This window comes from uncultured Faecalicoccus sp. (genome assembly GCF_944325745.1).
In the GTDB taxonomy this organism is placed as follows: Bacteria; Bacillota_I; Bacilli_A; order Erysipelotrichales; family Erysipelotrichaceae; genus Faecalicoccus.
In genome coordinates, this window is sequence record NZ_CALVBG010000052.1 from 1 (window position 1) to 8,049 (window position 8,049).

12 protein-coding genes and 1 pseudogene are annotated in these 8,049 nt (G+C 42.6%); 12 read left to right on the forward strand and 1 reads right to left on the reverse strand.

Going from position 1 to position 8,049, the window contains the following annotated elements; translation table 11 throughout:
• The 12 genes from hisG to Q0J48_RS05665 all read left to right on the forward strand — a co-directional run.
• The coding region (gene hisG / locus Q0J48_RS05610; protein ID WP_296242400.1) for an ATP phosphoribosyltransferase at window positions 1-287 on the forward strand (287 nt) is incomplete at its 5' end.
• Window positions 271-1,557: a histidinol dehydrogenase gene (hisD, locus tag Q0J48_RS05615; protein ID WP_296242401.1), complete on the forward strand. Its 1,287-nt coding sequence runs from the start codon at window positions 271-273 to the stop codon at window positions 1,555-1,557. The genes hisG and hisD, both read left to right, overlap by 17 nt.
• The gene (gene hisC, locus Q0J48_RS05620) at window positions 1,557-2,573 is read left to right on the forward strand and encodes a histidinol-phosphate transaminase (RefSeq protein WP_296242402.1); all 1,017 of its coding nucleotides are present in this window, start codon (window positions 1,557-1,559) and stop codon (window positions 2,571-2,573) included. The genes hisD and hisC overlap by 1 nt, the downstream gene beginning before the upstream one ends.
• Window positions 2,570-3,154, forward strand: a complete 585-nt coding sequence (gene hisB, locus Q0J48_RS05625; RefSeq protein ID WP_296242403.1) for an imidazoleglycerol-phosphate dehydratase HisB — start codon at window positions 2,570-2,572, stop codon at window positions 3,152-3,154. Before hisC ends, hisB begins: the two co-directional genes overlap by 4 nt.
• Complete coding sequence (hisH, locus tag Q0J48_RS05630; protein WP_296242405.1) at window positions 3,151-3,750, forward strand: imidazole glycerol phosphate synthase subunit HisH; 600 nt, start codon at window positions 3,151-3,153, stop codon at window positions 3,748-3,750. Before hisB ends, hisH begins: the two co-directional genes overlap by 4 nt.
• Window positions 3,751-4,476 carry a 1-(5-phosphoribosyl)-5-[(5-phosphoribosylamino)methylideneamino]imidazole-4-carboxamide isomerase gene (gene hisA, locus Q0J48_RS05635; RefSeq protein ID WP_296242407.1) on the forward strand — a complete coding sequence of 242 codons (726 nt, stop codon included), beginning with the start codon at window positions 3,751-3,753 and terminating at the stop codon, window positions 4,474-4,476.
• On the forward strand, window positions 4,470-5,231 hold the full coding sequence (hisF, locus tag Q0J48_RS05640) for an imidazole glycerol phosphate synthase subunit HisF (RefSeq protein WP_296242408.1): 762 nt from the start codon (window positions 4,470-4,472) through the stop codon (window positions 5,229-5,231). The genes hisA and hisF overlap by 7 nt, the downstream gene beginning before the upstream one ends.
• Window positions 5,228-5,557 carry a phosphoribosyl-AMP cyclohydrolase gene (gene hisI / locus Q0J48_RS05645; RefSeq protein WP_296242410.1) on the forward strand — a complete coding sequence of 110 codons (330 nt, stop codon included), beginning with the start codon at window positions 5,228-5,230 and terminating at the stop codon, window positions 5,555-5,557. The genes hisF and hisI overlap by 4 nt, the downstream gene beginning before the upstream one ends.
• Entirely contained in the window at window positions 5,554-5,877 is a 324-nt protein-coding gene (gene hisE / locus Q0J48_RS05650) for a phosphoribosyl-ATP diphosphatase (protein ID WP_296242412.1), read from the forward strand. Before hisI ends, hisE begins: the two co-directional genes overlap by 4 nt.
• Window positions 5,878-6,421: 544 nt before the next feature.
• The gene (locus Q0J48_RS05655; RefSeq protein ID WP_296242414.1) at window positions 6,422-6,655 is read left to right on the forward strand and encodes a hypothetical protein; all 234 of its coding nucleotides are present in this window, start codon (window positions 6,422-6,424) and stop codon (window positions 6,653-6,655) included.
• A gap of 1 nt (window position 6,656) precedes the next feature.
• Window positions 6,657-7,130 (forward strand): helix-turn-helix domain-containing protein, encoded by a 474-nt coding sequence (locus tag Q0J48_RS05660; RefSeq protein ID WP_273477141.1) that lies wholly within the window; start codon window positions 6,657-6,659, stop codon window positions 7,128-7,130.
• Window positions 7,131-7,139: 9 nt separating this feature from the next.
• Complete coding sequence (locus tag Q0J48_RS05665) at window positions 7,140-7,553, forward strand: hypothetical protein (RefSeq protein ID WP_273477140.1); 414 nt, start codon at window positions 7,140-7,142, stop codon at window positions 7,551-7,553.
• 229 nt (window positions 7,554-7,782) lie between these two features.
• Here the strand turns inward: Q0J48_RS05665 and Q0J48_RS05670 are convergent.
• A pseudogene (locus tag Q0J48_RS05670) lies at window positions 7,783-8,049 on the reverse strand (ECF transporter S component); the annotation flags it as partial.

Genomic DNA, 8,049 nt, shown 5'->3' on the forward strand with positions numbered 1-8,049 from the left:
ATGTCGCTCGTGAATATTTCTTGAGTCGCGGGATCGATGTCGAAGTGATCAAGATCGATGGTTCGGTGGAACTGGCTCCCATTTTAGGGTTAGCGGATGGCATTGTCGATATCGTAGAAAGCGGGACGACACTCAAAGAAAATGGCTTGGTCATCTTAGAGGATGTTTGTCCAATCAGTGCCCGTGTGATCGTCAATAAAGCCAGTTTTAAATTAAAACGAGAAGAAATCATGGCCGTGATCCATGATCTGGAAAGTGTGGTGAAAGAGAATGCTGACAAGGATTGATGCGAAAGATAAAGAGCAGCTGGCAGAATTTGTCGCCAGCCGTCATCAGGAGATCTCTTCTGATATTTTAGTCAAAGTCTCACAGATCTTAGAAGAAGTTCGAAAATATCAGGATCAGGCATGTAAAGCGTATACAAAACAATTTGATGGAATTGAGCTCGATTCTTTTCGCGTCAGCCCCAAAGAAATCGAAGCGGCCATGCAAGGCTGCGATCCGCAATTTATTCAAGCTCTTCAAGAAGCCAAGGAAAATATTGAATTCTTTCATCGCGCCCAGCTCTCACAAGGCTATTGTCTTCAAAAAGAAGACGGAGTGTATCTGGGACAGCGCGTCCTTCCTTTAGAACGCATTGGGATCTATGTCCCGGGAGGAAGAGCACAATACCCCAGTTCCGTCTTGATGAATGCGATCCCGGCCAAGATTGCCGGTGTTCAAAAGATCGTGATGGTCACGCCGCCCGATCCTCAAGGCAAGATCCATCCGAATATTGCCGCTGCCGCCCAAATTGCCGGGGTGGATGAGATCTATAAGATTGGGGGAGCCCAAGCCGTGGCGGCCTTAGCGTATGGGACCCAGGAGATACCCAGCGTGGACAAGATCGTAGGCCCGGGCAATATCTTTGTGGCTGCAGCCAAAAAGTTAGTCTATGGCATTGTCGATATCGATATGATTGCCGGCCCCAGCGAGATCCTTGTCATTGCCGATGAAGGCGCTGATCCTGCTTTTGTGGCAGCCGATCTTTTAAGTCAGGCCGAACATGACCCGATGGCCAGTGCGATCTTGGTTACGACAAGGGAAGAAATCATCGAGCGGGTCAATGAAGAATTGCGCAAACAAAGTGCGTGTCTGCCCAAACGCGAAATCGTGGAAGCTTCCTTGCGAGATTATGGAAAAAGCGTACTTTGCGGTTCGCTGGAAGAATGTGTAGACTTATCCAATGCGATTGCACCCGAACACTTGGAACTGATGGTCAAAGAACCGCAGGAACTCTTAGATCAGGTCCGCAACGCCGGTTCTGTCTTTATGGGCTATTACACTTGCGAATCCATTGGGGATTATTTTGGCGGGACCAATCATGTCTTGCCGACCTCTGGGACAGCCCGCTTTTCCAGTGCCTTAGGGGTCGATGCCTTTATCAAAAGAAGCAGCTTTTTACACTATACCAAAGCAGCTTTGAATCAGTGTGCCCGCAAGATCGAGATCATGGCGCGCCAAGAAGATCTGGAAGCGCATGCCCGAGCGGTATCGGTTCGCAAGGAGGAATGCTGATGAGTCAGTTTGTGTATCAACCCCACCAACAAAACGGGATCCTGCTCAATGCCAATGAGAATCCGTGGGATCTTCCTGATTTTATTCGTCAGGAGATCAAAGAAGCTTTGGATACGATTGCCTTCAATCGCTATCCCGAAGACAGCGCTCAGGAGCTTTGTGAAGCATACAGCCAGATCATTCAGATCCCGGCCAGCCAGATCTTGGCAGGCAACGGATCGGATCAGCATTTAGGTTTATTGATCGGAACTTTCTTAGGCAAGGGAAAAAACCTGTTGACCCTTTCTCCGGATTTTGGGATGTATGATTATTACGCTTCCAGTTATGAAGCCGGGATCTTAAAATATACAATCGATCCTTTTTCGCATCTGGATGTCGATGATTTTATCGGTTTTGCCCGAGAAAACAAACCCGACCTGATCTTGTTCAGCAATCCCAACAATCCAACGGGGAATCTGTTAAATTTAGACGAGATCCAAAAAATCTTGGCAGCGGTCCCGTGTCCGGTGGTGGTCGATGAAGCGTATATTGAGTTTGCTCAAGGCTCTGCCGTAGTGCTGTTAGATCGCTACGACAATCTCTATGTGACAAGAACGCTGTCGAAAGCGTATGGCCTGGCGGGAGTCCGAATCGGTTTCTTGATCTCGAATCAAGCCAATATGGATGCCTTGCGGCCGCTGCATGTTCCGTATTCTGTGAACTCCATTTCGGCCAAGGTCGCAACCATTGTGTTACATCATGCCGATTGGTTTCAGGAACAAATCGAAACGATCAAAGCCGAAAGAGATCGATTCAAAACCTTATCGCTTCAACGGTGCCGGATCCAATCTTCGCAAGCTAATTTTATGTTGATCCAGACACCGGAGATCGAAGCGTTGAAAAAAACATTCAAAGATAACGGATTAACGATTCGGGAATATGAAGGAAAAGACTATTGCCGGATCACCATCGGGACCCCGGAAGAAAATCAAATCGTCAAAGATGTATTAGAAGCCTTTGACAAGGAGGAAGTATGAGAATAGGAAATTGCGACAGAACGACAAAAGAAACCAAGATCTCGTGTTCGATCGATCTGGATGGAAAAGGACGAGCCGAGATTGAAACCGGCGTCGGCTTTTTTGATCATATGTTAGATCTTTTGGCCTTTCATTCCCAAATGGATATTCGCCTGAGAGCAGTAGGGGATCTGGAGGTTTGTGATCATCATACGATCGAAGATTGCGGCATAGCCTTAGGAACCGCCTTCAAAGAAGCTTTAGGGGATAAAAAAGGAATCGAACGTTACGGTTCGTTTCGTCTTGTGATGGATGAGTCTTTGGCGGATGTGATCTTGGATATCAGCGGCCGTCCGGTCCTGGTCTTTGATGCGACATTCAAGCGTGAGACCATCGGCAACTACAGTGTAGAGATGACCAAAGAATTCTTTTATGCTTTTGCGGTGGCCAGCGGCTTGAGCTTGCATATCCATGTTCCTTATGGCGAAAATGATCATCACAAGATCGAAGCGATTTTTAAAGCCTTTGCCCGTGCTCTCAAACAGGCTGTTGCCCTTACCTCGGATATTTTGCCTTCCAGTAAAGGAAGGATCGAAGGATGATCGGGATCATCGATTATGGCATGGGCAATCTGTACAGTGTCCAGAATGCCGTCAAAAAACTAGGTTTTGAAACAATTACGAGTTCGGATCCTGACGCTTTGGCAGTCTGTGATAAATTGATCTTGCCTGGTGTGGGTGCCTTTGGCGATATGATGGAAAATATCCAGGCATCTGGTCTTTATGATTTTATCAAAACATGGAAAAAGCCTTTATTGGGGATTTGTTTAGGGATGCAGTCGTTTTTTGAATCGAGTGAAGAAAAAGGGATCCACCAAGGATTTGGTTTTCTACAAGGTCATATTCGTTTTATGGAAGATCCAAATGTCCGCATCCCGCATATCGGCTGGAATGCCTTGGAGAAAAACCAGAATCATCCGATTTGGGATCCTTGTTCTTCGCAAGTCTATGTCTATTATGTACATTCTTACTATGCCAAAGACATGGATCCTCAGGATCTTGTCGGAGTTTCTGAGTATGGAAAGATGAAGATCCCAGGTCTGGTGATCAAAGACAATTGGATGGGATGTCAGTTTCATCCCGAAAAGAGTGGCAAAGACGGATTAGAGATCTTACGTTATTTTTTGGAGGACTTTTAAATGTTGATATTACCTGCCATCGATATCATTGACGGAAAACCCGTACGCCTTTACCAGGGAGACTATAGGCAAAAAGAAGTGGTTGGCCAAAGTGTGCTCGACATTGCCAAGACCTTTGTACAAGAAGGGGCCCAGTTTCTTCATATGGTCGATCTGGATGGGGCTAAATCAGGGAATAAAGAAAATGCCAAGCTGATCTGTCAGGTGGCCCAGGAGATTTTGATCCCAGTCGAAGTCGGGGGCGGCATTCGCACCCTGGAAGATATCCAGATGTATCTGGAAGCCGGGATCGAACGCGTGATCTTAGGAACCGTGGCTTTATCGGATCCGGATCTGTTGAGAAAGGCAGTTCAGCAGTATTCAAATCAAATTGCGGTCGGAATCGATTGTAAAGAAGGAAAGGTCTGCGGATCTGGCTGGCTTTCTACCAGTACGATCGATTATTTGGATTTTGCGAAAGAAATGGAAGAAATCGGCGTGCAGACGATCATCTTTACGGATATCTCCAAAGACGGCACATTAGAAGGACCCAACTTAGAGATGTTGAAAAAGCTCAAAGAAACCGTATCGATCCAGATCATTGCCTCCGGAGGCATCAAAGATCTAAGTCATATCAAAGCTTTAAGAGAATTGGGTGTGTATGGTGCTATTACCGGCAAGGCCATGTATGCACATACACTGGATCTCAAAGAGGCAATACAAGAAGGGAAGCGATCCTCATGTTGACCAAACGTATCATTCCTTGTTTAGATGTCAAAGATGGCAAGGTTGTCAAAGGAATCAATTTTGTCGGACTCAAAGAAGTGGGCGATCCAATCACATTAGCCAAAGAGTATTATGAACAAGGAGCCGATGAACTTGTCTTTTTGGATATCACGGCAACGCATGAACAAAGAGATACGATGGTCCAGGTTGTCCAGCAGGTGGCCTCTGAGATCTATATGCCTTTTACGGTCGGCGGCGGACTTCGCTCCATTGAAGATATCAAACGGATGCTTCGGGCAGGAGCCGATAAAGTCAGTTTAAATTCGGCGGCCGTCAAAGATCCCGATCTAATTGCCCAGGGATCTCAGATCTTTGGGAATCAATGTATTGTTTTAGCGGTTGATGCCAAAAAACGCGACGATGGCTCCGGCTGGAATGTCGTGATCCACGGTGGCCGTATCGATACCGGAATGGATCTGTTAGAATGGGTCCAAAAAGGAGTAGAACTGGGAGCTGGCGAAATCTTGTTGACATCGATGGATACCGATGGGGTGAAACAAGGCTATGATCTGGAGATGTTGGAGGCGGTCCGCCAGGTGGTCAATGTGCCTATCATCGCTTCGGGCGGTTGCGGCTCCTTAGACCATTTTGCCCAAGTCTTTGAAAAAGATTGTGCGGATGCAGCCTTGGCGGCTAGCCTTTTCCATTATGGAGAATTGCGCGTACAAGATGTGAAGATGTATTTAAAACAGAAAGGGATCCCGGTGCGTTTATGATCAAACTTGATTTTTTAAAACAAGGAGGCTTGATTCCTTGTATCGTTCAAGAAGAAAAGACCAATGAGGTCTTAATGTTGGCGTATATGAATGAAGAAAGCCTGCAAAAAACAATCGAGACCGGGTTAGCGACGTATTGGTCCCGTTCCCGAAATGAACTCTGGGTCAAAGGAGAAACCAGCGGGCACTTCCAGCACGTAAGTCAGATCTTGGTGGATTGTGATCAGGATACGCTTTTGATCAAGGTTCGCCAAGAAGGGGCTGCCTGTCACACGGGAAAACATTCGTGTTTCTATCGTACGATCCAGGGAAAGGAGATCCTATGAATGAATTTGAACAGCTCTATCAGACCGTATTAGAGCGTAAAGAACATCCGGAAGAAGGAAGCTATACCAGTTATCTTTATGAAAAAGGATTGGAGAAGATCTTGAAAAAGGTCGGGGAAGAAAACACCGAAGTCATCATCGCGGCCTTATCCCAAAAGAATGAAGATCTAATCAATGAGCTGGGTGATCTTTTTTATCATCTCTTTGTCTTGATGGTGAAAAAAGGGGTCACGCTTTCCGAGGTGCAGGAAGAATTGGCACGTCGTTCGCAGAAAAAACATAATTTAAAGGCGGAAAGAAAGCCAATCACAAACTACTAAAAACCAAAAAGGACAGTATCATGACCGAATAATCCAGAAGACTTGTACAAGCAAGATCTTGTGTTATGATACAAGTGAACAAAGGGTTGATAACTTAGAGAAGATCTAAGTTTGATAGAAAATCCATGGTGATCTGAAAAAAAGGAAAATAAAAGAAGAAAAAGAAAAACAGATCGAAAAAGCTATGGTAAAAAGGAATCCAAAGATGAACCTTGGAAAAAACAATAATGAAAAAGCGAAAGGTTCGGAGATTGGATTCTTTTTTTGTGCTTAAAGAGAATAGATTGAAATTCTGAGTATATGATGATATCATGATTATACCCTATCTAATAGGGGATAGGAGGCGATTTATATAAAGGTTGAAGTTATAAATTCTCTTTTAGATGAAGAATTACTCAATGAATTCAAACAATATGGCTTTGATCTGTCAAAAGATATAAAAAACGCCGACCTCAATAATAAAAAGTTCATCTCAATATTAAAAGATTCAGAACGAAAAATTAATGGGGGAAAGACTGGTGATGTTTTATTTCGCTCTGGTGTGGTGACTGCTTATAAGTTACGATTAAAAGATGAAAATCGTAAAATGGGTGTCCGAGGCGGATATAGATTTATTTATCTGTTGATTTTAGGGGATATAAAAAAAGCAATCCCATTTCATCTTTATTCAAAACATGCAGGGAAAAAGCCAAAGAGTGATTTAACAGAAGAAGAAAAGAAAAATCTTCAAAATCTAACTTCAGCTTTTAATAAACTTTGTAACGAAGGGAGAAATTAAAATGTTTGATTTAAAAAAATTAAAGAAATTAAAAGGTTTTTCTTCAGAGATCATTGATACCAATCAATTAACAACCAAAGAATTTGTAAAGAATTTACGAAATGAATTAAACTTGTCTCAAAGTTTATTTGCGGAAATTTTAGGGATTAGTGAAAAAACGGTTGAAAAATGGGAACAAGGAGCCAATCCTGTCAAAGGAGCTGCCAGCAGGTTGCTCTATTTGTTGGATAAGAATAAAGAACTGATCAATGATCTATATATCATAGATGGTGTACTAACTGAATCGGATCTAAAAATGGAAAATAAAGATTATGACACATATATGAGACATTATAGTTTTAATAATTACTGGAAAAATATGATTCAATATTATGAAAACTCTGAGACTGAAAATCTGGATCAGACAAGAATAAGTGATAACAGTATTATTATTGAGAATCCGATGATCATGAATCGTTTACATTTAGATGCATAGGAGATTAACGTGGAGAAAAAGAAAAATAAATTATTTATCAATGGAGTAGATGCATATTTAGAGAACATAGATTATAAAGCAAGCGGAAAAGAATATATTCAAGCAAAAATTTCTCAAAAATTAGATTTAATTGAATGTAATGAGGAACTTGTTACTATACGAATGACTCGGAGCATACAATCGGAAGATGAGTTCAAACTTGTAGTCTCTTGTATTGGGAAGTTTCATTTAGAAAAAAAATCATTAAAAAATTTTAAAAATTTAGAAGATATGCGTCAATATGCCTCTGAAAGAATGGGCTATTTGGTAGATAAAATTCAGATGGGAGCTGTATTAACCCAGATTATCGCAAATATCACTGGAACATTTGGAAGAACGCCGACGATCCTTCCACCAATCATTAACGAGAATACTATTAAATAGAGTTCAAGGAATTATTCGTACCGTCTGTTAAAACCAACAGAGGTTGATAACTTAGAGAAGATCTAAGTTTGATAGAAAATCCATGGTGATCTGAAAAAAAGGAAAATAAAAGAAGAAAAAGAAAAACAGATCGAAAAAGCTATGGTAAAAAGGAATCCAAAGATGAACCTTGGAAAAAACAATAATGAAAAAGCGAAAGGTTCAAAGATTGGATTCTTTTTTTTTGTGGTTAAAGCAGACGGTTTTTGAAAGAGGACGGCAAACGTTCTGTCACACGCCTGGTGATCCATAGTCCTAACAACCGGTCGGCATAATCGGTGATCCCCTGCACAATAAAACAACTCAGCGTCAGTCCTAAAGGTGTCTTGGCGAGGATCTGTACGAAAATCGTCATTCCTGAAGAAGTCAATCCTCCAAAAAGAAAAGCCGTGATGCAGGCGCTGACAAGCGAGGTCGGCAAAGAAACAAGAAGAGCAAATAAGAATAAGTTCATGCG

What these genes read in the sequence shown, in the direction of transcription:
- hisD (WP_296242401.1), top strand. Translation starts at nt 271, where the DNA reads ATGCTGACAAGGATTGATGCGAAAGATAAAGAGCAGCTGGCAGAATTT.
- hisC (WP_296242402.1), top strand. Translation starts at nt 1,557, where the DNA reads ATGAGTCAGTTTGTGTATCAACCCCACCAACAAAACGGGATCCTGCTC.
- Q0J48_RS05660 (WP_273477141.1), top strand. Translation starts at nt 6,657, where the DNA reads ATGTTTGATTTAAAAAAATTAAAGAAATTAAAAGGTTTTTCTTCAGAG.
- hisF (WP_296242408.1), top strand. Translation starts at nt 4,470, where the DNA reads ATGTTGACCAAACGTATCATTCCTTGTTTAGATGTCAAAGATGGCAAG.
- hisH (WP_296242405.1), top strand. Translation starts at nt 3,151, where the DNA reads ATGATCGGGATCATCGATTATGGCATGGGCAATCTGTACAGTGTCCAG.
- hisB (WP_296242403.1), top strand. Translation starts at nt 2,570, where the DNA reads ATGAGAATAGGAAATTGCGACAGAACGACAAAAGAAACCAAGATCTCG.
- hisI (WP_296242410.1), top strand. Translation starts at nt 5,228, where the DNA reads ATGATCAAACTTGATTTTTTAAAACAAGGAGGCTTGATTCCTTGTATC.
- hisE (WP_296242412.1), top strand. Translation starts at nt 5,554, where the DNA reads ATGAATGAATTTGAACAGCTCTATCAGACCGTATTAGAGCGTAAAGAA.
- hisA (WP_296242407.1), top strand. Translation starts at nt 3,751, where the DNA reads ATGTTGATATTACCTGCCATCGATATCATTGACGGAAAACCCGTACGC.